Below are 24,796 nucleotides of genomic sequence, written 5' to 3' on the forward strand. Positions count from 1 at the left end.
TCCTTCTAATTTGAAATTAACATAAGTAGTGCCATGCCGATCAAAATCGGCGCGGTCGTTGTTTTTGCAGACAAGTTCGGTACTGATAGATACAGTTTTTGCCCCAGTACATTGCCAATCAAAGCTGCCGGTAATAGCCATAAACCTGTGATGAACGATTCTTGGTTAAATGCGCCAATCCATATGAAGCCGATCAGTGAAATCGCTGAACTCAGCAGAAAAAACACAATCGCGGTGGCTCTCTGTTCACTGGTTTTAATGGTCAGGTTCATCAAATACGTCACTAATGGCGGACCTCCAGAAGAAGCGGTGGTCATGCTAAACCCCGAAATGGCTCCCGCCCAAAACGCGTGTCGTTGGTGCAACCAAGTGAGGCGTAAGTCCAAAATAATCAGCGTGCCAGCGACCAAAGACATCATCGCGATAAAGGCCTTCAAGCCTGATTCCGATATCGTGCTAATGAAATACAGCGAGAAAGGCACCGCAACCAACATGCCAATACACAGCGGCGCAATAAGCCGGATATTGATGGTAGTTTTACTTCGCTTGAGCAGAGGAAAGGCACTTAAAAAGTCCAACAAGATAGCGATGGTTACCGCTTGCAATGGTGGAACAATAAAGCTGAGGGAAAGCGCTACGATAATCGCAAACCCAAATCCTGAATAGCCTCGAACTACTCCTGCAAACAGAATCAATGTCATCGCTAATCCTAATTCCACTCTTGCTCACCTCTTTGCTTTTGATATTGCTGCTGCGTTAATTAGCGTTCGATGAGACCTGTCTCGTCTGCCTTTCAATCTATTCACACCTAAGAGTTTTGAATAGAGCCAGATCGACGATTGGATTGGGTCAGGCTGTTTGTTGGATCGGGGATGAGACTTGGGCTGATGTACTGGCCCAATGTTTTGTTGAAACTGACACTATGACCTCCGCCCTGTTTGGGATGAAGATTATTCCATCCGATAGCGCAGCCTTTTCAATGTCGTGTTTTGTGTCTTTCATTCTCGAAGACGAGCCAAGCACGAGCGGCTGTGAATCTAGTGTTGTTAATGGAGACGATGAAATGGAAGTATCAACAGAACAGCTTGTGAACCAAGATATTATCGACCTCGACAAGAGCGTATTTCATTCTTGGTCGATTCAAGAAGCAGCGGAGCCTATCGCCATTGCGGGTGGGCAAGGATGCAAAATGTGGGACTACGAAGGTAAAGAATACCTTGATTTTAGTAGCCAACTGGTTAACACCAACATTGGTCATCAGCATCCACAAGTGATCAAAGCGATTAAAGATCAGGCTGATTCATTAGTGACCGTTGCCCCTGCGACCGCCAACCTCACTCGTGGTTTGGCGGCTAAGCGTATCTTGTCGAAAGCGCCAAGCTCGTTTAAGAAGGTGTTCTTTACCAATGCAGGGGCAGATGCCAACGAAAATGCGATTCGCATGGCGCGACAATTCACAGGGCGCGACAAGGTGCTATCTGCTTACCGTTCTTACCATGGCAATACAGGTACTGCTATTGCTGCGACGGGGGATTTTCGTCGAATTCCAAACGAGTATAGCCGTGGGCACGTTCACTTCTTCAATCCATTTCTCTATCGAAGCGAATTCAACGCGGCGACTGAGGCAGAAGAGAGTGAGCGTGCCCTGCAGCATTTAGAGCGAGTGATTGAATGCGAAGGACCAACGGCGATTGCGGCGATTATCCTAGAGACGATTCCGGGAACGGCTGGTTTTCTCATTCCGCCCAAAGATTACCTTATCGGCGTGCGTGAGCTGGCAACCAAACATGGCATTCAGTTGATATTCGATGAAGTCATGGTCGGCTTTGGCCGCACGGGTAAGTGGTTTGCGTTTGAGCACTTTAATGTAGTGCCGGATCTGATTACTTTCGCGAAAGGGGTGAACTCGGGTTATGTGCCGGCTGGTGGCGTGGTGGTCAGCGAACCGATCGTTGAGTACTTTAAGTCAAACTTCTTTATGGGCGGCTTAACGTACTCAGGTCACCCTTTGGCGATGGCTTCTATCGTTGCAACGCTCGATGTGATGGAGCAAGAGGGCATTGTCACACATGCTGATAACGTCGGTAACAGCGTTCTAGGGCCGCTCCTACTGAGCCTTCAAGAGTTGCACCCTATGATTGGTGATGTGCGCGGTAAAGGGATGTTCTGGGCGGTTGAGCTGGTGGAAGATCGTGAAAGTAAAACACCTTTAAGCAATGAAAAAATGGGGCAATTGAAAGCGCAATTGACCAAGCGAGGCCTGTTGACCTTCATTGTGAATAACCGCATTCACGTTGCGCCACCTTTGGTTATTCAGCCAAGCGAGATAAAGAAAGGCGTTAAGATCATTGATGAAGTGTTGTTTGAGCTCGCTTCTTAAGCCTCCAATAAGATAGCCAACACAGCAACTAAGGCACTTTGACAAAGGATTCCCCGTTCTTTTCAACGTGCCAAACCTAACCTTCAGAAACGACAAAAGAGCATCGATTGATGCTCTTTTTACGTTTATCCACAGAATCACTTTGGGCAAACAGCTTTTGAGTGATGCTAGATCTTCATCACCTCTGACAGCTCTTTGATACCGGGTGCGATCAGATCTTTGTCGATGGCGTGAAAGCCCAATCGAAAATAGGAATTGGGGTCATATTCTGACAATGCTTCACAGCCCGATTCCGTTTCGGTATTAGTCATAAAGTGTGAATAGCCTGTCTCAATCAATATGCCCTTTTGGGCAGCTCGTGATGCTAAACGTTGGCTATTGATGTGGCTGGGCGTTTGTAGCCACAGAGAGTTGGCTTGTTCACTCTGAGCCAGTCGCTTGCAGTCAGGTAGGTACTTCAAGACTGCATCGTTGATAAGCTTCCAGCGCTGGCGCGTGTTTTCCCTAAAGCGCCTCACAAAGCTGTCGTAGTAGCCTTGTTCAATAAAGTGCGCCACTTCCATCTGAACGCGGCTTGGCGCATGTCGGTACATCAAGCGACGCAGTATTCTAAGGTCGTAGATCAACTCTTCAGGTGCCACGATGTAGCCTAACCTCAAGCCGGGTGCTAATAGCTTAGAGAAGCTGCTGACGTAGATGACACGTCCTTCCTTGTCACTGGCTTTTAGCGCGGGTTTAGGGTTCCACTCCACGTTGCACTCGGCGTCATAGTCATCTTCGATAATGACCGCGTCATTGGCTTTGGCCATTTCCAGTAACTGAGTTCGACGTTCGTCACTCATGGTGACGCCGGTTGGAGCTTGGTGGCTGGGCGTGACATAGAAGTGATCACACAGTGAAGAGTGTTCATTGAATCTCAATCCTTGTTCATCTACTTGATGCGGGTGTAACTGCGCACCTGCGAGATTAAAGATGTGATTCGCTTCCTTGTAGCCGGGGTTCTCGACTCCGACTCGGCTCTGATGGTTCATGAGCAAAGTCGAAATCAAATACAGTGCATTCTGCGAACCTAAGGTTATGAGGATCTCATCACTTTGGGCGTGAATACCACGCTGAGGAAGCACCCTTGTGCGTATCTGTTCGACCAGCATGTCGACGTCTTTATCGACCTTGTCACACAGCCAGCGATGGTCATGTGGATCAGAGGTGACCTTTCTTGTGGCTTCTCGCCATTGCGCCAATGGGAAGTCATTGATAGAGGGTTGGCCAAAAATAAATGGGTATTGGTAACAACTCCAATGCGAGGGTTTGACGATGCGAGGGTATTGGCTCAATTGCAGTTTTACTCGCTTGCTCCAATCCGGTGCATTGTCGTTGTCTGTTGATTCAAAATGATCCAAGTTCGCATCGATTTCTTCGCTTGGATTTTGATACTTTTCTGACAGGTAATAACCACTGCGAGGCTTGCTGATGAGATAACCATCATCGAGCAAACTGTCGTACACCAACGAGACCGTATTGCGTGAGACGCCCAATTGGCTAGAGAGCTTGCGACAAGACGGTAGCGCTTGTTCCGCAGGAAAAATACCATTCAATATTGCCGTCACCAAATAGCTACGTACTTGTTCTTGTAGGCTTCTTTTGGAATCAAACTCGATGAAACAATTGTGATTTATCGCCATGAGATACAGTCCTTATTCTCAGTAAACCTCGGTCCTATTTGTATAAAAGAGCAAGAACTGAGCCAGAGTTCATATGGATGTTTTAAGGACTGGCTTTTGAACTGTATCTAATGTGAAAGATGCCCTGTCCCAAACCCGAAAGTTACTTTGTCCCAAACTAGAAAATTGCTCTGTCCCAACCCGAAAATTAAATTGGCTCTACGTCTTCGAGGCATTCCGTTCATAAAGTAAAGGCAGGCAAATAATCTCGATAAGGAAAGCGTATGAAACAGGGAATGACGATGAAGGCATGGGTTTCAACAGCGGCAGCAACAGTTGTACTGGGTTGTTTTGGTGTCGCACAAGCATCCGAGCTTGCAGCCATCGAAAAGCAAGGTTTTATGAAAGTGGCGACAGAAGATAACTATTCGCCATTCAACTATATCGATCGTGGTAATCCGGCTGGGATTAATAAAGATCTGCTTGATGAACTGCGTGAATACTCGAAGTTCGATATTGAACAAGAGATCTTACCTTGGACAGGGTTGCTAGCGTCAGTATCCGCAGGCCAATACGATGTGGCGTTAACCGGAGCAATCATTACCGACGCCCGTTTAAAGGCCTTCGACTTTACTCCACCGATTGCTTCAGCGCAGCACTACTTCTTAACCCGAGCAGGTGATGACGACATTAATACTGTCGCGGATCTAGACGGTAAAACTGTTGGCTTACAAGCGGGTAGTGCTTTGTTAGAGCGACTTCCTGAGCTGGAAGAGATGCTAGAAGCACAAGGCAAGTCTTTGGGCAAAGTCGTTCAGTATCAATCTTATCCAGAAGCGTATTCCGACTTGGCAATCGGTCGTATCGACTATGTGATCAACAGTGTGGTTTCAGTTAACGAGGTAGTGAAGTCCAAGTCAAAGGTATTCAAAAAAGGCGAAGCAGTCTCTGGCCCAGGTTTCGTTAGCTGGCCAGTTCCTAAAGATAATCCTGAGCTTTTGGCTTACCTAACGGAATTCTTCCTACACCTTGAGCAAACAGGAAAAATGGCAGAGTTGCAGAAGAAGTGGTTCGGTGAATCGTTCGACCAACTCCCTTCAGAAGCCATCACTTCGGTTGAGCAGTATCACAAGCTAACAGCCGTTCAATAGATGAAGAAGCATGCGCCGACACAAACAGTTAGCGGCTGTTTGTGTCCATGCCAATGGGTTCAAAGCGGTTTAACCCATGAGTCATTGGCGCACAATCTATCGAAAGAAGTCGCTGATCAAAGAGGTCGTTTATGGATTATTACGCTTGGGAACAGTTACTACAGGGCGCGTGGGCAACGGCATGGATATCGGCAGTATCGATTGTATTAGGTGTCGTCATTGGCTTAATGATTGCCTTGGTTAGAATGATGAAAATCCCGTTTGTGGATCAAATGTTGGGCATTTATGTTAGTTGGGCACGAGCAACGCCTTTGGTTACGTTGGCTCTGTTTATTTTCCTTTCTTTTCCGTCATTTGGCATCAATTTAGATAAACACGTTTCTGCCATTTTAGCTCTCACACTCAATACATCGGCATTCAATGCAGAGATTTGGCGCAACGCCTTTCTTAACTTTTCAAAAGGGCAAATGGAAGCGGCTGAAGCCATTGGTATGAGACGCATCACTTACTTTCGCCGCATCATGTTCCCGCAAATGGTGATCATGAGCCTACCTGCGCTAGTCAATGAGATGTCGTTCTTAATTAAGGGCAGCCCAGCGATTGCGGTGATCGGTATTGTCGACCTAACTCGTGTCACCAATCGAATCTCTGCGGTTACCTATGAACCACTTGGGCCGATTCTGTGTGCCGGCGCCATATACATGTTGATTATTGGCGTGTTGGTGAAGTTGCAAGCGGTGGCTGAAAACCGAGCCACTTATCTGCAGCAGTAAGTGTGGCTAGCAGTCATCTACCTCAGTCACAGCTATCAACAACAGCCACAGTTTAGCCGTCACGGCTACTTGGTCAGAAGCACCATTTACCTGCTTGTGATGCGTTATTGAGCGGGTAAGTTTAAGGAGTAAATATGGAAGAATGGAATATTATCTGGCAACAAAAAGAGCTGTTTGCTTCAGGGTTTGTGACCACATTTTATCTTTTTGTTTCGTCTTCAATCTTGAGTTTTATCATTGGCATCAGTTTGTTGTATTGCCTCGAAAATTCAAAACTTGGTGTGAAGTACACCATCAATAGTTTGATAGGCATGATGCGCACCTTGCCGTTTCTTATCTTAGCGTACCTGCTCTATTACGGGCTGCCGCAGGTTGGTATTCGACTCGATGCGATTACAGCGGGAATCATCGCGCTAAGTCTCTATCACGGTACCTATTTTTGTGAGATTTTCCGAGGTGTTCGTAAAGGGCTAGAGCCAGGCTACATCGAAGCAGCTCACGCTTATGGCTTTTCTAAATTCAAAACCTTTACCCGAGTTATTACCCCAAATGTGTTGTTTAAGTCGGTTCCTCTGATCACTAACCAACTCATCATCTGCTTAAAAGACACTGCGTTTCTTAGCATCATTACCGTCGCAGAAATTACCGCGGCCGCCAACAGCATTCAATCGACCTACTTCATCCCATTGAATGCGTTCATCATTGCTATCGCGCTCTACTGGGCTGTGAGTATTGCACTTGAAACCATCACCAAACGAATCCAAACCAAAGTTGAACTTAGAGGGCTTAGCCATGCTTAAACAATCAGAGATTATTGAAACGGAAGCACCGATTAACCCTTCTTCTAGCGTGAGTTTGGAAGTGATTGAGTGCGAGCCATTATTGGAAGAGCGTGAGACGATCATCAAGGTTGAAAACCTGTCGAAACAGTTTGATGGCATCGAAGTACTGCGAGACATCAACCTCAATATCAACAAAGGCGATGTGGTGAGTATTCTCGGTTCGTCTGGGTCGGGGAAATCGACGCTATTACGTTGCATGAATTGGCTAGAACAGCCAGAGCGCGGCACGATTTTTATGGGTGATGAGCGTATTGGTATCAACTCTGAAACGGGTAAACCACTCAAATATAAAGAGCTGGCGAAACTCAGAGAGCGCCTTGGTATGGTTTTCCAAAGCTTCAACTTGTGGCCACATCTAACCGTGTTGCAAAACGTCATGGAAGCGCTCGTTCACGTTAAGAAGATAGCGAAATCAGACGCAGAGGAAATGGCTCGTAAGCAGCTAGATAAGGTTGGGATGTCGCACAAACTAGAGAACTACCCAAGCATGTTATCGGGTGGGCAAAAGCAACGTGTCGCTATTGCCAGAGCGCTCGCGATGGAGCCGGATGTGTTGCTGTTTGATGAACCAACGTCAGCACTCGACCCGGAATTGGTCGAAGAGGTGTTATTGGTGATGAAGAAATTGTCGCAAGAGGGCTACACCATGGTAGTTGTGACACATGAGATGGAGTTTGCGCGTCAGGTGTCGGATCAGGTGGTGTTTCTTGAGAAGGGCATATTGATTGAAAAATCCAACCCAGAGAAGTTTTTCACTAACCCAGATTCATCAAGGGTAAGACAGTTCCTCAAGCTTGATTCATGAGTTAGATAGCTTGCACAGCTTCAAGGTTCGACCGTTAAAAAACTCCGACAGAATTTGTCGGAGTTTTTGTATGTTAGCTTTTTCTTCCTAAACCTAAATCTAGGCAAATGGTCATGTGGCGCTAACCAATACTGTCAATATGAATGACTACAGAGTCTGGTCGCCAGTACTCCAGTTCGCAGTCCATCAACTCGCCATCTTGCTTGTAGTTCACTCGGCAGATCTTCAAAACAGGCTGTCCCTCTGCCAAATTCAGCGCCTTGGCGACATGAGCAGGGGCAGAAGTGGGAATCACATCAAAGCGCGAGCGTTGGGTCTCGTAGCCGTATTTTTCTCGGTAGATGCCTGTTAGTGACATGGTGAGGTTTTCCGACAAGACACCATCAAATAAGGGCGCTTTCAGTACATTTTCAACAAACAGCACTGCTCTGCCATCAATAAAACGCAGGCGCTCAATCACGTGTATTGGCGTTATCTGCTCTATCTCTAATGCTTTGGCGTAATCGCCAGTCGCCATCTCTGTGCGGGTGCTGAGCAGTCTGGTTTCTGCTATGCGGTGTTGTTCGCGGATCATTTGATGAAAGTGAGAACGTGACAATGGGTTGTAGCGAATCCGTTCGGGCGACACATACCAACCTCGGCGTTCCTCTCGGTATATCAAACCTTCGGTTTCTAGAGACACCAGCGCATCTTTGAGCGTGATTCGTGTGGTGGAAAACAGCTCGCTGAGCTCTCTTTCGGATGGCAGTTTTTGCCCCTCGGTGAAGATGCCAGATTGAAGCTGTTCTCTAATGCTCGCCTTAATTCTGCCTAGCTGTGTCCCTGATTGCCCTGTACCCAATGTTCTCATTGCTGATCTAGTCCATAAGTTCGTGTACTTAATAAGGTAAACCATGGAGTTAACAGGAATGTGACAGTAAACAAAGGCTTGCTGTCATATGAGTGAAATATAACTGCCACGGAAATGCATCCTAACTGTCAAATAACTTGCGCGAAAGCGTCACACTCCGGCGATAGCATACAAAACGAACTTACTGACCTAGTCCAGAGGGATAGAGACAATGAAAACTTTGCTTAGCCGTTCAACTGTATCGCCAGCCAAACTTATGGATTCATCTACAAAGCTAATAGGTGCAACGTTAATAACGGCAACACTTTCAATGCCAGCGATGGCGAAGGATGCTGATCTTGAGTCACTGATTGAAGCCGCTCAAAAAGAGGGTGCGGTTTACAGTGTGGGTATGCCTGACAGTTGGGCAAACTGGAAAGGCACATGGGCTGATCTGAAAGCAAACTACGGTTTGAAGCATCAGGATACAGACATGAGTTCGGCACAAGAGATCTCGAAATTTGAAGCAGAGAAAAGAAACGCAACCGCAGATATCGGTGACGTTGGTTTCGCCTTTGCACGTGTCGCTGTGCAGAAAGACGTAACGCAGCCATACAAGCCAACCACTTGGGATGACATTCCAGATTGGGCGAAAGACAAAGATGGTCACTGGGCTTTGGCTTACACAGGTACTATCTCGTTCATTTCAAACAACAACCTTGTGGAAGATGCACCAAAATCTTGGAGCGACTTATTAGAAGGCGACTACAAAGTCACAGTCGGTGATGTAGGTGTAGCAGCACAAGCAAACAACGCAATTCTAGCGGCAGCATTTGCTAATGGCGGTGACGAATCGAACCTAAAACCGGCGATTAAATTCTTTGGTGAGCTAGCGAAGCAAGGCCGTCTATCTTACACCGACCCAAGCATCGCGAATCTTGAAAAAGGCGAAGTGGAAGTGGCAATCATGTGGGATTTCAACGCACTGAACTACCGCGACAAGATCGACCGTGAGCGCTTTACCGTCAGCATTCCACAAGATGGCTCAGTGATTTCTGGTTACACCACCATCATTAACAAATACGCACAAAACCCGAACGCGGCGAAGTTGGCTCGTGAATACATCTTCAGTGACCAAGGCCAAATTAACCTAGCAGAAGGTTACGCACGTCCAATCCGTAGCAGCGTTACGCTACCTCAATCAGTACAAGACAAGCTGATCTCTAACGATGAATACAGCAACGTGCACCCAGTATCTGACTTCTCAGCATGGGAAAAATCAGCACGTCGTCTGCCACGTCAATGGCAAGAAAGCGTATTGATTCACCAGCAATAACCCCGCTTAACACGCCACCTGTAACGGGTGGCTTATAGAAACAAGCAATAGAGAATAGACCATGATCAATAAGGTTATCCTTGTTGTTCTAGATGGACTGAACTATCAGGTAGCCCGTGATTGCATGGGCTACCTGAACGGCCTTCTAGAACAAAGTGATATGTATGAGAAACAGGGCGATTTGCAGACAAAACAGGGCGATTCGTACAATAACCAAGGCGATTTGCGTAATAAACAGAGCACTTCGCAGAGCACGCAAAAAAACAAGCTGCGCGCCACGCTTTACCCTGTGCAATGTGAACTGCCATCTATGTCACGCCCACTGTATGAGTGCATTTTAACTGGAGTTCGCCCTGTCGAGAGTGGCATCGTTAACAACCAAATCGTGCGTTTATCGAATCACGAGTCGATCTTTAGCTTGGCGAAATCGCAGGGCAAAGTGACGGCTGCAGCGGCATATCATTGGGTGAGTGAGCTGTATAACCGAGCGCCATTTGATGCTGTACGCGACCGTTTCACCAACGACGAAACCATGAACATTCAACACGGTTGTTTCTACCACTGGGATCACTACCCAGATGAAGCCTTGTTCTTGGATGCTGAGCACTTGCGCGTGACTCATCAGCCTGATTTTTTACTGATTCACCCAATGAACATTGACGACATGGGACACAAGCATGGGCTGGATTCTCGCCAGTACCGTAATAGTGCTCGTGGCGCGGATATCTACCTATCGAACTACCTTGAGAAATGGGTAGACGATGGTTATCAAGTGATCATCACCAGTGACCACGGCATGAACAATGACTTGTCTCACGGTGGCATTCTGCCTGAAGAGCGTGAAGTGCCATTCTTTGTGATTGGCGATAAGTTCACACACCAAGCTTGTTCAGTGAAACAGACCGACATCTGCGGCAGCGTGTGTCAGTTACTCAATCTAGAACACGATAAATCTTACACTCAGGAATTGTTGGCCTTATGAGCAGTTCTGTAATCACGCAGAGCGATGGCTCTGCGCTTCAACCCAAAACCAAATCTTTGTTTCAACGCTTCAAGCCCGCCTTGTGGCTTGCGCCTTTCGCACTGTTTTTCTATCTGTTCCAACTGGCACCTATGGTTTGGGTGCTGATCAACAGCTTCTTCTACGATGATGAGCTCTCTCTCGAAAACTACTCTGAGATATTCGATTCTGCCTTCATGATGCAGGCTTTTGGCAACAGTTTATGGCTGTCGATTTGGTCGAGCATTGTTGGCTTAGCGATCGCGACTCTGCTCGTTTCTTCACTGCGCCGCGTTGATTCTAAAATCCGCGATGCGGTGATTGCGTTTACCAACATGAGCAGTAATTTTTCTGGCGTTCCGTTGTCTTTCGCTTTCATCATCATCCTTGGGACCAACGGTGCGATTACCTTGTTGCTCAAGCAGTATGGATTGCTGGGTGATTTCGACCTTTACGGCAAGTGGGGCTTGCTGGCGATTTACATCTACTTCCAGATCCCATTGGCGGTGTTGTTGCTCTATCCAGCGTTTGATGCTCTGAGTGACGACTGGCAAGCCGCTTCTGCATTGCTTGGCGCGAAAACTTGGCAATACTGGACCAAAATAGCGCTGCCTGTGTTATCTCCGGCTTTGTTCGGCACCTTCATCATCTTGATTGCCAATGCGATTGGCGCCTATGCGAGCGTGTATGCCTTGACCTCGGGCAACTACAACGTGATTACGATTCGAATCGCGAGCTTGGTATCGGGCGACTTGTTCTTAGAACCAAACCTAGCCGCCGCAATTTCTGTGATTCTGATGGCGATGCTGGCCTTCATCACCGTGATTAACCAATGGCTGATCAGCAAAAGCTACGCAGGGAAGAGAAAGTAATGAATACCGTAAATACTCGCTTTCATAAAACGGTTGTCTATTCGATTGTCGGCATCATGGTGATCCCGATCTTAGCGACCTTTATCTACTCGATCTCTTCTCGATGGGGCGCAACGATCCTGCCGGATGGCTTCACGTTAGATTGGTATATCAACCTGCTGACCGATCCTCGCTTCTTGCAAGCCTTTGGTCGTTCACTGTTTATCTGCGTGGCGGCACTGTCATTGAGTGTGGTGTTGGTTCTGCCTGCGATTTTCGTGGTGTTTTACTATTTCCCGAAACTCGACAAGGTGATGAATATCCTGATCTTATTGCCGTTCGCTGTGCCTCCTGTGGTGTCATCGGTGGGTTTACTTCAATTGTATGCAGACAGTGAAATCTCACTGATAGGCACGCCGTGGATTTTGATTGGTACTTATTTCACCATCGCGCTGCCATTCATGTACCGCGCGATTGCCAACAGCTTTGAAGCGATCAACCTGCAAGACTTGATGGACGCGGCACACCTGCTCGGCGCGAGTACTACTAAAGCATTCTTGTTGATTATTCTGCCAAACCTTAAGAAAGGCTTAATGGCGTCACTGTTCTTGTCGTTCTCGTTCCTATTGGGCGAGTTCGTGTTTGCCAATATCTTGGTGGGTACACGTTACGAGACACTGCAAATCTACCTATACAACATGCGTCAAACCAGTGGTCACTTCACGTCAGCCCTTGTGATGACGTACTTCCTGTTTATTTTCTTACTGACTTGGTTGGCAAGTCGTTTCAGCCAGGGAACAAAATAATGAGCTATGTAAATGCGAAAAACCTCACTAAGAGCTTTGGTGACAATACAGTGTTTGAAGACATTCAATTTTCCATCGAGAAGGGTGAATTCATTACTCTGCTTGGCCCAAGTGGCTGTGGCAAATCGACTCTGCTGCGCAGCTTGGCTGGCCTGAATCCTGTCGATGGTGGCGAGATCTGGGTGAACGGCGAAGAGATCACCCACCAAGTGCCGCAACAGCGTGGTATCGGCATGGTGTTTCAATCTTATGCGCTGTTCCCGAACATGACGGTTGAAGGAAATATTGCCTTTGGCCTGAAAATGAAAAAGCTTGCTGCTGATGAGATTAAGCGTGAAGTGGCGAAAGTGATTGGGCTGGTGGACTTAACGGGCAAAGAGAAGTTCTACCCGCATCAGTTATCGGGCGGTCAGCGCCAACGTGTGGCCTTGGCAAGAGCTTTGGTGGTCAAGCCGCGTATTTTGTTGTTGGATGAGCCGCTTTCTGCGTTGGATGCGAAGATCCGTAAACACCTTCGCCAACAGATCCGAGATATTCAAAAAGAGATGAACCTGACCACGATCTTCGTGACCCACGATCAAGAAGAAGCGATGATCATGTCTGACCGTATCTTCTTGATGAATAAAGGCGAGATCGTACAAGCGGGTACACCCGAAGAGATCTACACTCAACCTGCCAATGAATTCGTGGCGGGGTTCATGGGGCACTATAATTTGGTGCAAGCAAACCAAGCTAAGCAACTTTTCAACATTGAAACGGAATGGAAAGTGGCGATTCGACCGGAATCTATCTACGTGAAAGAGCAAGGCCGACAATATGGCGAGCATATCTCCGCGCCGAAAACGGGCACCATTCGTAACCACCAGCTCTTGGGTAACGTGATTCGCTACCAAGTGGACGTTGATGAGTGTGAATTAACGGTCGACCTACTCAACCGCTCCTCTGAACGACTGTTGGCAAACGGCAGCCAACTTGAACTCCTGTTTAACCTTAACGAAATTCAACCTGTGAGAGCCTAAGATGTTCAAACCTTTGTATGTATTTGATATGGACGAAACGCTGATCAATGCCGATGCCGCGATGCTCTGGAATGAATTCTTGGTTGAAAAGGGCATTGCCACTGCGCCCAACTTTATTGAAGAAGATAAGCGCTTAATGGGCCAGTATTCGGAAGGTAAGCTGAACATGGAAGATTACCTCACGTTCGCTATGCAGCCACTGGCGGATATGCCAACAGAGCAAGTCACCGCCTTGGTCGAAGAGTGTGTCGAGCAGCATATTTTACCTAGGCAGTTCAAACAGTCGAAACCTTTGATTGAGCAGCTAGAGAATGATGATATCGATATGTTGATCATCTCTGCCAGCGTCACTTTCTTAGTGGAAGCGGTCGGCCGTAAGATTGGTATTGAGAACGCACTCGGTATTGATTTGATTGAAAACCAAGGTCGTTTTACTTCTCAAATCTCAGGTGTACCAAGCTACCGTGAAGGCAAAGTAGCGCGTTTAAAAGAGTGGTTAGACAATCAAGAAACCAACTACTCAGACATTCACTTTTATACGGATTCAATCAACGACTTACCTTTGTGTGAACACGCTGACTTTGCCTATCTGGTGAACCCATGTCCGCGTTTGAAAGCACTGGCCGATCAACCGAATTGGTCGATTCTCAACTGGGATTAACGCGATTCTGATATTCGAATTAGGTTCGTTCTAGAACTCATCAAGCCGCTGACTACAGCGGCTTTTTGATTCGTATTATTCTATTTCTAGTTTGTAACCTATCCCGTAAATGGATTTAATGTAGTCACATTTTTCATTTATCGAGACCATTTTTTTGCGTAAGTTTTTAATATGGCTATCGATAGTGCGATCACTGACCACTCTTCTATCGTCGTAGATTTTATCAATCAATTGATCGCGACTATAAATGCGGCCAACATTTTGATAGAGAAGGTGCAAAAGCCGAAACTCAGCTGGCGTTAAACTTAGCTTAATACCACATAGGACGGCGGTCATACTCAATTCATCAATATCAATGGCGTTCGTTGTTGACGTGGCTTGGGGCTTGTTGGAACGGCGCAAAATATTTTTCACCCTCACGACTACTTCTCTCGGGCTGTACGGCTTACATATATAATCATCTGCACCCAATTCAAGCCCAACGAGTCGATCGATCTCTTCGACCTTGGCTGTCGCCATAACCACTGGGATGTCACTGAACGTTCTCAGCTCTCGATAAATATCCAACCCGTCTCTATTGGGTAGCATGAGGTCGAGAATAATGAGTTTAGGCGATGCTTGCTTTACCCAGTCAATGACAAGGTTACCATCGATAATATGATGACTTTCAAGGCCAGAGTGCTCTAAGTACTCACACAGTACACTTGCTAATGCAGGCTCATCTTCGACGACTAAAATCACGATTTTATTTCCTTTGGTAACGCTATGATGATTCGTAGTCCACCCAATTCTGAGTGGTCGGCAGTAATGTGTCCTTGGTGCGCTTCAACGATATTTTTACAGATAGATAATCCAAGTCCAGAACCGCCACTTGAGCGACTACGCGATTTATCAACGCGGTAAAGCCTCTCAAATAAACGTGGAAGTGATGCATCAGGTACACCTGGATCACTGTCTTCAACGTTGATAATAATACTATCACTAATGTCGGTAACATCTATCGATACATACCCATTATCGCCAGTGTATCGCGCGCTATTTTCTAACAGATTCACAAACAGTTGTGTCAGTAATCTCTCATCACACGAGGTAAACAGTGGCGCCGAATGGTCATAGTACTTTGTTAATGTGATGTTTCTTTGTTCTAAACGGATCGAGTTTTGAACGATCACAGAATCAATCAGTTTATGTATATCAACGTTGTTTTTAACATTGAGGTTAAATCCGATGTCATACAGGGAGAGTTGGTGAAGATCCTCAACGAGTTGACCCAACGTGATGATTTGTTGATGTAACGAGTCGATGTATTTTGGTTCAGGTGATCGAATACCGTCTTGTAGCGCCTCTAGTTCACTTCTAAGCACGGTGATAGGCGTTCTAAGTTCATGTGAAATATCTGATAACCACTGTTCTCTAAGTGTTTTCTGTTTTCTTAGTGTCTCGACAACACCGTTGAATATTCCGATGAGATCAGACAATTCATCATTGCCGCTTTTTTTAATGTAGAAATCGAGATCGCCATTTTCGATAGATTTGGCACCTTTCGACAAAGCACGCAATGGTTTCAAAAATCGCCTAACAAGAAACAAAGAGATAAGGAATGAAAGTAACACGGTAATCGATGCGATAGTGCTTACATGCGTCGTTTGTTGTTTGAAAAAGCTTTCTGCTAAAGGCCCTGATATTTTATCCATCTGGACGATAGAGATATACCCAATAACTTGATCATCCAGTGTTATTTCGACTAGCGCTTGATGCTGACCATCTTCAAGGTGATGTAGGTTTTCAGGCGGTCCAATTATGGCTCGCCCGTCTTGATCTAAAATGTTGAGTCGTTGCCAAATAGGTTGAAGGCCTGGCGCTTCCGGCTCTCTTAATGGTGGTGGCGATGGGTGTCTGTCACGAGGATGTGGTCGTGAGGGGCCGCCAATGCTACTGGCGATTAAATGTGGTTCACGCTCTAGCCGCCTCCACTGTTCGGAAGGTGAGTAATATTGCTTTAAGTTATTGGCGAGTTCTTGAGCTAGGGCAATCTCATTATTATTTGTGAAATCTTGGAGCCCTCTTTGAAAACTGGAGTTAATAAAATAGGTCAGTACAAAGAGCATGGTCACGCACACCATTAGTATTGAAACAAACAGTTTGGTGAAAATTGATATGCGCACGTTCTCTCCAGAAATTAAAGTGAATTAAGACGATAGAGTGAGTTAAGACAATAAAATGAGATAAACCAATATTAGCCCTCGATCGTGTGGGAAATATGGACATTGATTTCTTTATTCATCTTAGGCCATGTATAAGCACTCTTTTGTTAGAAACGAATAGCGAGCTGACAGGGTGCTATACCCCATCAGCTCGCATTGAATTATCACTATTTTAGGATAACCCTCTAACCATTATTGACGTCTTGGTGGTGGTGGCGGAACTTCCTCTTCCGATAGACCACCGCTTCCATCTGCGTCTAGTTTATCAAAGTCATCGGCGAGTGGACCTCTGAGCTCTTCTAATTGTAATTCGCCATCACCGTTTGCATCCATTTCTTCAAAGCTTGGCATTTCTCTTGGGCCTTCACGGCTTTCAGCACACGCTTGAAGCGCGAATGTCGATGTCAGTAAAAGTAATGCCGTCGTGATTTTGTTCATCATTTAATTCCTATTCGTAACCAAATATAAGTGTAATTCTTTGACGCAAATAGGTTAGCGATCAAATTAGCAGAGAAAATGGATAAATCTAGGAGATGAAAGTTAGCGCTTAACTTTATAAGAGCATCAGATCATTAGCCCATCAAGTCAGGTTGTTTAAACCTCCATTGTTTCTACATAGTTTCCACATTTTCTATTTTTATCCTAGTCCACTATTGAACTCATGAATTTAATGCCTTTAGCAATAAAGGCAGAAAGCTATCGTTGGTATTGAAATGGATTATTTTTTAGGAGCCGTAGAATGAAGGCAATGGTAAAAAAATCAGTCGTTGTCTCTTCTACGTTGTTGGTTGCTTCTTATAGTAACGCTGCGCTTTATAGGGTGGTTTTGGAGGAATCACCAGTAGAAACGGAATCGGTGTACGGGGTCGCAGTTGAACCAGAGCTTGGTACAACGGATTGCTTTAGTACCAGTTGTGGTGACACCGACTACGCATTCGCAGGGGAAGCTCAAAATGCAGAACCAGGTTTTTCCTTTAAAGAGGAGGTCCCCTTTGGTATCGATAACACGTTCTACTATTTGGATTATGACGATATCTATAGCTACTGCACGAGCGAACTTGGCTACGCGACTTGTGAAGCTTGGAGTTCTTTATTGTGGTATGGCGATGATGATGCGGGCATTGGAGGCTTGAAAAATGAGCGTGATGCGTATTACGGGCTGAGCTATCAGACGAATTCCACGGCTTTTTATGACTCTTACTCATTAAGTGAGATCCCCGATGTTGGCAGTAACCCACCTGATGTGAGCAGTTATAGTTATTCCTTTGTTGATGGAACAGAGGAGAAGGTCATCACTAAAGTTGACGAGAATGGTTTTGTTCTTGGTAACACCAGCAGTGGTTACTACAGTTATAACAACCAATATATTCAGTTGTATAGGCAGCGTGGTTACTACGATACAGGCACTGAATTTACGGTTCTCCAACCTGAAGCCGATACCAGCATTACGATCAGCGATGCTGACGGCGAAGCGAATATAATATCCCAAATGGGAAGAACGATGGCTTTTGACTCTTTCAGTTATGGAGGGGAAAGCTATGTGGTCGGAAGCGCGTCCGTTGCGACTTTTTATTACAGTGATGGATACAAAGATTATGACTCTCCGTACACATCCGACAGTGATGCTGAGGATCTAGATAATTGTATCGATGAAGATATTGAGCCTGCTTTATATCCAGAGTGTCAGAACTTTGCTTTTGCTAATCGAGCTTTTGTCTGGAATATAACCGATGCGAATGGTCCCAATGATGATGGAAACCGTTTTGCAGTATCCGATTGGGAAACCAGTTCGACCTATTACTCTTACAACGATGATGAAGCTTCAGCACAAGCGAGTGTGAGGGCTGCAACGATTTCGTCTAGAGGGACATATAGCTCTTATCCTGTTTTAGTTGGTTACAATACGGAACTAGATGATTCAGATAACTTTCTTATGCAGGCTGCTGTGTTTAGGCCAAGCAGTACGTCAAATTTCAGCGTTTCGGAAAATGCTTGGACGACTACATTTATCGCTAATGCGACGGTAGAAGTGAGTGATTCATACATTCACAGTAATTCTGTCGCAACAGACATTAATGAAAACATGATGGTTATTGGTTATGCAAAAAGAGATGGTGATTATCCGTCGGATCGTGTGTCTGATAATCGTATGTTCGTCGCTGATGCGAATGACACAACGCCAACAGCCACATTCTTCGCAAGTTTAGGTGAAGACATTTTCTTTGACAGTGCAGAGGGAAAAGCAAGTGAGATCAACAGCTACAATGAAATCGTTGGCTATGTTGACGCCGAAACTCACGCTGAAGTAGACGGACATGAAAGAAGGCATCGCGGCTTCATTTTCCCTTATAACGACACTGGTACCGATGCTGATAGACGTGCAAGATATAATGATCAAGCTTGGTGGTTAGACGACCTAACTAACGGTGGTGACTACAGTGATGCCAACAACCACTTTAGAATATTGGACGCAACCGACATTAATGATGCGGGTGTTATCTCAGGGACGGCAATACAATGTTTTGCGAGTGAAAGTAGCTCCTCTTCTATGGCTTATGATTCAACCGCGCACTTTGCATATTGTAATGATGGAGTAGGTGACGAGAGGGTGGTGGCTGTGAAACTTATCCCGATATCTGGAGCAACAAGTGAAGACATTGCTGAAAGAAGTGATGATAGCGCTGAAGATGTTGAACGTAGTGGTGCCGGTACCGGGTTATTGGTGCTTATCAGTTTGATGTCCGTGCTTTCAGTTCGCTTGAAAAAATCTCGTTCTGTGATTACCTAAATTGATGACGTGCTCACGAGATAAACAACCTCTATTTGACCATCAACCATCAATCATCAACCATTAAAGTAATGGGTTAGAGTTGATGGCTCACCCTATGAGAATACCATTGGGATATGAAGCTTTTTAAAAGAGCATCACCTGTTTTGTGATGCTCTTTTTACGTTCAACATACACTTATCTCTTTCTGCTTTAGCCCATAAAGCTCAAATGTAACAATTCAATAACATTCCTTCTTCTTCTGTAAATCAAACCACCACCTTTCAATCCCTTGATAGCACTCACTTTCTTGTCTTGATGGTTTGTGTGTAACAAATATTTTACAAACTGACAGGGTTTCATCGAAATTGCCCATTTTCCTCCACCCATTCCATTATCTCGGCTTGTGGGCCAAATTTAATTAAGGACAAAAAATACACAACACAAAACCAATAGGTACAAGGAGAAAGTTCATGGTGGATACATACAACCCGCTTGGCACGGATGGATTCGAGTTTGTTGAATACACGGCCGTTGACCACAAGGGAATAGAGCAACTTAAAGCGCTGTTTGTGTCACTTGGTTTTGCTGAGATAGCCAAGCACCGCTCAAAAGAAGCTTGGCTGTATCGACAAGGTGACATCAACTTCATCGTTAATGAACAACCGCACAGCCAAGCGGAAGCGTTCGCTAAAGTGCATGGGCCATCGGTCTGTGGCATGGCTTTTCGTGTCAACGAAGCAACCGCTGCAATGGAACAAGCGTTTAAGGGCGGCGGTGAAGAGTACAAAACAGAAATAGGGCCGATGGAGCTGAGTATTCCTGCCATTTACGGCATCGGTGAAAGCCTGCTCTATTTTGTGGATCGTTATGGCAAGCAGAGCATCTATGACGTCGATTTCCGATTCTATGACGATGCGGAACAGCGCATGGCCGAAGCCAATGTTGGCTTGTATGAAATCGATCACCTCACGCACAACGTGAAACAAGGCAATATGGACCTGTGGTCTGGTTTTTATGAGCGTATCGGTAACTTCCGTGAAATTCGCTATTTCGACATTGAAGGTAAGCTGACAGGCCTTGTGAGCCGCGCCATGACCTCACCATGTGGCAAAATCCGCATCCCTATCAATGAGTCTTCAGACGACAAATCACAAATTGAAGAGTTCATTCGTGAATACAACGGCGAAGGTATCCAACACATCGCACTTGCTACGGATGATATCTACAAAACGGTGAAAACCTTGCGTGATCGCGGCATGGACTTTATGCCAACCCCAGACACCTATTATGAGAAAGTTGACGATCGTGTGAAAGGCCATGGTGAAGACACCGATCTGCTACGTGACCTACGTGTGCTGATTGATGGTGCGCCGACTAAAGACGGCATCTTGCTGCAAATTTTCACGCAGACAGTAATCGGGCCTGTGTTCTTTGAAATCATTCAGCGTAAAGGCAACGAAGGTTTTGGCGAAGGCAACTTCAAGGCGCTGTTTGAATCGATTGAAGAGGACCAGATTCGTCGAGGAGTATTAGACGATGCATAAATGGATCTCGTTTCCTCATCGGGAGGGGGTGTGTTCTAAACAAGCGCATGCCGACTTCCCTGAAGAGGCAATCTATGAGCGAGAGGCGGGTCGAAGTGGTTTCTTCGGCCCTGCCGCTCACTTCCATCACCAACATGCCCCAACAGGTTGGTCGGAGTGGGAGGGTGATTTACGTCCTCGCGCTTTTGATTTTACGCTGGTGGAGAAAGCTAGCCAGATAACCCCTTGGGCGGTGCCTCATCTTTTGCACAATGCGGACTGCAAAATTCGCGTATGGCGCATGGATGAGAAGATGGATTTCTTGGTACGTAACTCCGACGGTGATGAGCTACTGTTCATTCACCAAGGCAGGGCTGATCTCTATTGCGACTATGGTCATTTAGAGGTGAGTGAAGGGGATTACGTGATGATTCCGCGCTCAACCAATTGGCGCTTGGAGCCAAGTGAGCCGATGTTCATCTTGATGATTGAGAACACCGACGCGGCTTATTCCTTGCCAGAGAAGGGCATGGTCGGCAATCACGCGGTGTTTGATCCAGCGGTTCTTGAAATACCATCGATCAACGATCAATTCCGCGCTCAGTATTCAGAAGATCAAACTCAAGTTCAGGTAAAACGCCACGACAAAGTCAGCGTGATCACTTATCCGTTCAATCCTTTAGACGCGATTGGCTGGCATGGTGACTTGGCTGTGGTGAAAGTGAACTGGCGCGATATCAGACCGCTGATGTCACATCGCTACCACTTGCCACCGTCTGCGCATACGACCTTTGTTGGCGCAGGCTTTGTAGTGTGTACCTTTGTGCCACGCCCGATTGAGAGCGATCCAGGTGCGTTGAAAGTGCCGTTCTATCACAACAATGACGACTACGATGAAGTGCTGTTCTATCACGCTGGTGACTTCTTCAGCCGCGATAACATTGAAGCGGGCATGGTGACCTTCCACCCTGCAGGCTTCACGCATGGACCTCACCCGAAAGCCTTTAAGGCTGGGCAAGCGTATAAGAAAAAGTTCACCGACGAAGTGGCTGTGATGATTGATACCCGCCATGCACTGCAGTTCTCTGACGAACTCGATAGCGTTGAGAACAAAGAATATGTCTACAGTTGGCAAGAGAAGTAAGGGGCAACAAGGATGAAATTAGCAACCAAGAAAAATGGTACTCGCGACGGTCTATTGATGGTCGTGAGTAGAGACCTCAAACAGTGTGTGCCAGCGACGGAGATTTTCCACGCGATGCATCTGGCGCCAACCATGCAAGTCGCTCTGGATAACTGGGAAAGCGTTGCACCTCTGCTAGAGGAGTTATACACCTCGCTCAACACTGGCCATGTGACGGGCAGTGAAGTGTTTGCGCCTCAATATTGTGAATCGCCTCTGCCACGCGCTTATCAATGGGCAGATGGCAGCGCGTATGTAAACCACGTTGAGCTGGTGCGTAAGGCGCGTGGTGCTGAAATGCCAGAAAGCTTCTGGGTCGATCCTTTAATGTACCAAGGCGGCTCAGACGCGTTTATCGGGCCGCGTGACAATATTGAGTTTGCCAGTGATGAATGGGGTATCGATTTCGAGGGTGAAGTCGCGGTTGTCACCGGAGATGTGCCAATGGGTGCTAGTGCTAAGCAAGCGCACGATTCGATTCGTCTGCTGATGTTGGTGAACGATGTGTCACTGCGTGGCTTGATTCCAGCAGAGCTCGCGAAAGGCTTTGGCTTTTTCCAGTCTAAGCCTTCTTCGGCGTTCTCCCCGGTCGCAGTCACACCTGACGAGCTTGGCGAACAGTGGAAAGGCAGCAAGGTACATTTACCGCTGATATCGACCTACAACGACCAGCCTTTTGGTTGTCCGAATGCCGGTATAGATATGACTTTCAATTTTGCTGAACTAGTAGTCCATGCTGCGAAGACTCGTCCACTGTCGGCGGGGGCTATTATCGGTTCAGGCACGGTATCGAATAAGCAAGGCACTGACCACGGCACCTCAATTGCCGAGGGCGGCGTGGGCTATTCATGCATTGCCGAGGTGCGCATGATTGAGACGATTCGCGATGGCAAACCTTCGACTCAATTCATGTCGTTTGGCGACTCGATTCGCCTAGAGATGTTTGATACGGCGGGTGATTCCATTTTTGGTGCGATTGACCAAAAAGTTAGCCAATATCGAGCGTTATAACCCATATTATAAAGATTCAGCTCGAGCGAGATCATTGTATGAATCAGAACATGACACTTTACGGTTATTGGCGCTCTTCGGCCGCCTATCGGGTGCGTATTGGATTGAACCTAAAGCAACTCGACTATGAGTCTAAATCGGTGCATTTGGTGCGTAATGGCGGCGAGCAGCATGATCCACAATATCGTGAGCTCAACGCCAGTGAGTTAGTGCCTGTGCTGGTGGATGGTGAAGTTAAACTCAATCAGTCGCTGACTATTTTGCAATACTTGGATGAAAGATATTTATGTGAGAGCAGCCCAGACTCCTTGTTGATTCCCGAGCAAACACCATTGCGCTATCAAGCGTTGGCAATGGCGCAGGATATTGCGATAGAAATTCACCCTCTCAATAACCTTCGTGTGTTGCAGTATTTGGAGCGAGAGTTGTCGTGTGAGCAAGAGGCGAAAATAGACTGGCTTCACTATTGGATGAGCCAAGGTTTTTCGGCATTAGAAGAGAAGCTTTCTAAGCATCGTCAAACATACGCTGATTCAGTTTATAGCCTCACCGATTCACCATGCATTGTCGATATTTGCTTGGTGCCACAGGTGTATAATGCGCTGCGCTTTGGCGTTGATATGTCGCCTTATCCGCTGATTAACTCAATTGTCGAAGCGTGCAATCAGTTACCTGCTTTTATTGAGGCGATGCCAGAGAATCAAGCGGATGCGAATGATTCCATGTAGATTCACTGATGTAAACGCAAATACTTTTCCCTTACGCTACCAAAACCGTTTTTGGACTATTCTGTTCTAGCCTGATTGCTCATTTAGCAATATACGAATATCTTCACGTATTGGAAAGTCGCTTGATTGAGTGTGCAGTTTTATTGGTGCAGATTAGTATCAATGAAACGGGAGAAGTCATGATCATTAGTATACCAACCGGAGAACGCGCCTCCGGTTGGTATGTTGTTACATCGAAAATATAATCAAGCTGTTACCACTTATACTTCCAACCCGCTTGAGCTAGATAGAATTTCTGGCTGTTGTCTGAACCACTGGTTAGGCCCGCAGACTTAGACTCATCCCACTTGGTTTCTTCGTAAGCCATACCTACCCACAACGTTGATTTAGGGCTCAGTTTATAGTCGATATTCAAACCTAAACGCAGCCCGTCGTCTGTCTCATTGACGACGTTGTAGTTGTTTGACGCATCATAGATTTTCTCGTTGATGAAGTAGCGGAAATAAGGCATCACGCTCCATTTGTCATTAATTTTAGTTGGGAAGTACCCACGAATCTGGTTTTGTTCCCAGTTCTTGTTTTGGTCGTTATCCCAAGTCCAATCGGTGTATAGGTAGACTTTTGCTGTGAAACTATCACTGTGTTTATACGCAAAACCATGCTCCGCTTCCCACTCGTAATCGTTCTCTCCTACGAAGCGATCATAGTAGTAAAACGCATCCCAGTAAGAGAATGAGAGTTTATCGGTGATCTTAAACTCACCACTAGGCATTATCCAGTACAGGTTGTGGCTGCCACGAGCATCTGTTCCCGGTGCAGAGTCGTTAGATTCTTTTCGGTATGTAGCGTTCAGATTAAAGACCACATCATCGTTGCGAACTAAGTTACGAGTCGCACCAATCTGAGTACGGTTTCGTTGAAACGAGTTATCTGTGTTATTTAGATCCTCAGTGATCGAACGGCGCGCCACTTTATGTTCAAGAAAATAGCTCCATTTGGAGTTAGGGCTATTAATGAATAGCTGTGCGACTGGGGTGAGTTTGTCTATCACTGCATTGCCATCAGGGTCTCTGTGCCCTTCAAACTTTTCCATTTCCATGTAAATGTTCGACGCAACGTTCCACTCAGAGGTAAAGTTTTGGGTTAGCTCTTCCGTTTCAACTTTTACGGCGTTGTCTTCAGTCGCAAGCGCGAGACTAGGTAGAAGCAGTGCTAGTAGGGTAGCTCCAGACTTTTTATTTATCATTTTTATTATTCCTAGGA

Annotated in this window: 23 protein-coding genes; 16 read left to right on the forward strand and 7 right to left on the reverse strand. The window is 46.2% G+C overall.

All coding sequences use genetic code 11. The annotated features are described in order from the left end of the window. Positions 1 to 5 precede the first annotated feature (5 nt). Complete coding sequence (locus AB4274_RS10900) at positions 6 to 701, reverse strand: sulfite exporter TauE/SafE family protein (RefSeq protein ID WP_017061223.1); 696 nt, start codon at positions 699 to 701, stop codon at positions 6 to 8. 362 nt (positions 702 to 1,063) lie between these two features. Here AB4274_RS10900 and AB4274_RS10905 point away from each other — a divergent pair, with 362 nt between their 5' ends. After that, positions 1,064 to 2,380, forward strand: coding sequence for an aspartate aminotransferase family protein (locus AB4274_RS10905; protein WP_017065135.1), 1,317 nt, complete (start codon positions 1,064 to 1,066; stop codon positions 2,378 to 2,380). 167 nt (positions 2,381 to 2,547) lie between these two features. Here the strand turns inward: AB4274_RS10905 and AB4274_RS10910 are convergent, their stop codons facing one another. Next, a complete protein-coding gene (locus AB4274_RS10910; RefSeq protein ID WP_372112019.1) occupies positions 2,548 to 4,062 on the reverse strand; it encodes a PLP-dependent aminotransferase family protein in 1,515 nt (504 codons plus the stop codon). Positions 4,063 to 4,325: 263 nt separating this feature from the next. Between AB4274_RS10910 and AB4274_RS10915 the strand changes: the two genes are divergently transcribed. The 4 genes from AB4274_RS10915 (at position 4,326) to AB4274_RS10930 (ending at position 7,612) form a co-directional block, all read left to right on the forward strand. Beyond that, positions 4,326 to 5,192, forward strand: a complete 867-nt coding sequence (locus AB4274_RS10915) for a transporter substrate-binding domain-containing protein (protein ID WP_017066355.1) — start codon at positions 4,326 to 4,328, stop codon at positions 5,190 to 5,192. A 131-nt stretch (positions 5,193 to 5,323) separates the two neighbouring features. Beyond that, positions 5,324 to 5,965 carry an amino acid ABC transporter permease gene (locus AB4274_RS10920; RefSeq protein ID WP_017066356.1) on the forward strand — a complete coding sequence of 214 codons (642 nt, stop codon included), beginning with the start codon at positions 5,324 to 5,326 and terminating at the stop codon, positions 5,963 to 5,965. A 134-nt stretch (positions 5,966 to 6,099) separates the two neighbouring features. Next, the gene (locus tag AB4274_RS10925) at positions 6,100 to 6,765 is read left to right on the forward strand and encodes an amino acid ABC transporter permease (RefSeq protein WP_017066357.1); all 666 of its coding nucleotides are present in this window, start codon (positions 6,100 to 6,102) and stop codon (positions 6,763 to 6,765) included. Next, the gene (locus AB4274_RS10930; RefSeq protein ID WP_061037768.1) at positions 6,758 to 7,612 is read left to right on the forward strand and encodes an amino acid ABC transporter ATP-binding protein; all 855 of its coding nucleotides are present in this window, start codon (positions 6,758 to 6,760) and stop codon (positions 7,610 to 7,612) included. The genes AB4274_RS10925 and AB4274_RS10930 overlap by 8 nt, the downstream gene beginning before the upstream one ends. 121 nt (positions 7,613 to 7,733) lie before the next feature. Here AB4274_RS10930 and AB4274_RS10935 read toward each other — a convergent pair whose 3' ends face one another. Further along, on the reverse strand, positions 7,734 to 8,462 hold the full coding sequence (locus tag AB4274_RS10935; protein ID WP_017067362.1) for a UTRA domain-containing protein: 729 nt from the start codon (positions 8,460 to 8,462) through the stop codon (positions 7,734 to 7,736). A 211-nt stretch (positions 8,463 to 8,673) separates the two neighbouring features. On the opposite strand from AB4274_RS10935, the gene AB4274_RS10940 reads away from it, so the two are divergent. The 6 genes from AB4274_RS10940 to AB4274_RS10965 all read left to right on the forward strand — a co-directional run bounded on the left by AB4274_RS10940 (position 8,674) and on the right by AB4274_RS10965 (position 14,114). Next, positions 8,674 to 9,777, forward strand: a complete 1,104-nt coding sequence (locus AB4274_RS10940) for an ABC transporter substrate-binding protein (protein ID WP_102397955.1) — start codon at positions 8,674 to 8,676, stop codon at positions 9,775 to 9,777. 61 nt (positions 9,778 to 9,838) lie between these two features. Next, positions 9,839 to 10,759: an alkaline phosphatase family protein gene (locus AB4274_RS10945; RefSeq protein WP_372112021.1), complete on the forward strand. Its 921-nt coding sequence runs from the start codon at positions 9,839 to 9,841 to the stop codon at positions 10,757 to 10,759. After that, positions 10,756 to 11,649 carry an ABC transporter permease subunit gene (locus tag AB4274_RS10950; protein ID WP_017061233.1) on the forward strand — a complete coding sequence of 298 codons (894 nt, stop codon included), beginning with the start codon at positions 10,756 to 10,758 and terminating at the stop codon, positions 11,647 to 11,649. Before AB4274_RS10945 ends, AB4274_RS10950 begins: the two co-directional genes overlap by 4 nt. After that, positions 11,649 to 12,434 carry an ABC transporter permease gene (locus AB4274_RS10955; protein WP_017070181.1) on the forward strand — a complete coding sequence of 262 codons (786 nt, stop codon included), beginning with the start codon at positions 11,649 to 11,651 and terminating at the stop codon, positions 12,432 to 12,434. The genes AB4274_RS10950 and AB4274_RS10955 overlap by 1 nt, the downstream gene beginning before the upstream one ends. Further along, positions 12,434 to 13,453: an ABC transporter ATP-binding protein gene (locus AB4274_RS10960; protein ID WP_108195142.1), complete on the forward strand. Its 1,020-nt coding sequence runs from the start codon at positions 12,434 to 12,436 to the stop codon at positions 13,451 to 13,453. Before AB4274_RS10955 ends, AB4274_RS10960 begins: the two co-directional genes overlap by 1 nt. A gap of 1 nt (position 13,454) precedes the next feature. Then, positions 13,455 to 14,114: an HAD family hydrolase gene (locus tag AB4274_RS10965; protein WP_372112024.1), complete on the forward strand. Its 660-nt coding sequence runs from the start codon at positions 13,455 to 13,457 to the stop codon at positions 14,112 to 14,114. Between the two features lie 75 nt (positions 14,115 to 14,189). Here the strand turns inward: AB4274_RS10965 and AB4274_RS10970 are convergent, their stop codons facing one another. The 3 genes from AB4274_RS10970 to AB4274_RS10980 form a co-directional block, all read right to left on the reverse strand. Further along, positions 14,190 to 14,855, reverse strand: a complete 666-nt coding sequence (locus AB4274_RS10970; protein ID WP_017094156.1) for a response regulator — start codon at positions 14,853 to 14,855, stop codon at positions 14,190 to 14,192. Continuing rightward, positions 14,852 to 16,222 (reverse strand): ATP-binding protein, encoded by a 1,371-nt coding sequence (locus AB4274_RS10975; RefSeq protein ID WP_372112111.1) that lies wholly within the window; start codon positions 16,220 to 16,222, stop codon positions 14,852 to 14,854. The genes AB4274_RS10970 and AB4274_RS10975 overlap by 4 nt, the downstream gene beginning before the upstream one ends. A gap of 288 nt (positions 16,223 to 16,510) precedes the next feature. After that, on the reverse strand, positions 16,511 to 16,756 hold the full coding sequence (locus AB4274_RS10980; protein WP_017072318.1) for a hypothetical protein: 246 nt from the start codon (positions 16,754 to 16,756) through the stop codon (positions 16,511 to 16,513). Between the two features lie 301 nt (positions 16,757 to 17,057). On the opposite strand from AB4274_RS10980, the gene AB4274_RS10985 reads away from it, so the two are divergent. The 5 genes from AB4274_RS10985 (at position 17,058) to maiA (ending at position 23,533) form a co-directional block, all read left to right on the forward strand. Then, on the forward strand, positions 17,058 to 19,106 hold the full coding sequence (locus AB4274_RS10985) for a DUF3466 family protein (protein ID WP_372112026.1): 2,049 nt from the start codon (positions 17,058 to 17,060) through the stop codon (positions 19,104 to 19,106). A 452-nt stretch (positions 19,107 to 19,558) separates the two neighbouring features. Then, a complete protein-coding gene (hppD, locus tag AB4274_RS10990) occupies positions 19,559 to 20,632 on the forward strand; it encodes a 4-hydroxyphenylpyruvate dioxygenase (protein ID WP_017082912.1) in 1,074 nt (357 codons plus the stop codon). Continuing rightward, entirely contained in the window at positions 20,625 to 21,755 is a 1,131-nt protein-coding gene (locus AB4274_RS10995; protein ID WP_102424054.1) for a homogentisate 1,2-dioxygenase, read from the forward strand. The genes hppD and AB4274_RS10995 overlap by 8 nt, the downstream gene beginning before the upstream one ends. A 12-nt stretch (positions 21,756 to 21,767) precedes the next feature. Then, positions 21,768 to 22,805: a fumarylacetoacetate hydrolase family protein gene (locus AB4274_RS11000; protein ID WP_372112028.1), complete on the forward strand. Its 1,038-nt coding sequence runs from the start codon at positions 21,768 to 21,770 to the stop codon at positions 22,803 to 22,805. Between the two features lie 38 nt (positions 22,806 to 22,843). After that, complete coding sequence (gene maiA, locus AB4274_RS11005) at positions 22,844 to 23,533, forward strand: maleylacetoacetate isomerase (protein WP_136982538.1); 690 nt, start codon at positions 22,844 to 22,846, stop codon at positions 23,531 to 23,533. A gap of 253 nt (positions 23,534 to 23,786) precedes the next feature. Here maiA and AB4274_RS11010 read toward each other — a convergent pair whose 3' ends face one another. Next, complete coding sequence (locus AB4274_RS11010) at positions 23,787 to 24,779, reverse strand: OmpG family monomeric porin (protein ID WP_136982537.1); 993 nt, start codon at positions 24,777 to 24,779, stop codon at positions 23,787 to 23,789. Positions 24,780 to 24,796: the final 17 nt, after the last annotated feature.

Origin of the sequence: Vibrio sp. 10N.261.55.A10, from assembly GCF_041470825.1 — a bacterium.
GTDB lineage: Bacteria > Pseudomonadota > Gammaproteobacteria > Enterobacterales > Vibrionaceae > Vibrio > Vibrio crassostreae_C.